This window comes from Tamlana crocina (assembly GCF_012037625.1).
Genome location: NZ_JAAVJS010000474.1, coordinates 1 through 365 on the forward strand (window position 1 = coordinate 1; position 365 = coordinate 365).

Below are 365 nucleotides of genomic sequence, written 5' to 3' on the forward strand. Positions count from 1 at the left end.
CGGGAATATCTGATTCCTTGTAGGTCTGGCCTCCCTGTTCAAATTTAGTTTGGAAATAATATGCATATGCCGGTCTTAAACCTGCATAGATCCTCCAGAATTTGTAGCTTTCTACGGTAGAGGTTCGCCATCTGAACTGAATAGGAAGGTCTATTGACTGTGTGGTAAATCTATTAGTATCGAAGTCGATCCTCCCCCTATCCATGATCTGAAAAAGACTGTTGTCTGTATCCAGTTCCTTACCTATAAAAACATTGTGGCCATAGGTATCTATAGACCAGCCTAAGCCTACCCCTATCGAGATATTCCTTTGTTCATTGATGGGCCTGTCGCGAATGAAGCCTGCATGAAAACCACCTGAAAAT

1 protein-coding gene is annotated in these 365 nt (G+C 42.5%); it reads right to left on the reverse strand.

The genetic code is table 11. The features are described 5' to 3' along the window. On the reverse strand, positions 1 to 365 hold a 365-nt coding region (locus tag HC176_RS17660; RefSeq protein ID WP_167920311.1), incomplete at both ends, for an outer membrane beta-barrel protein.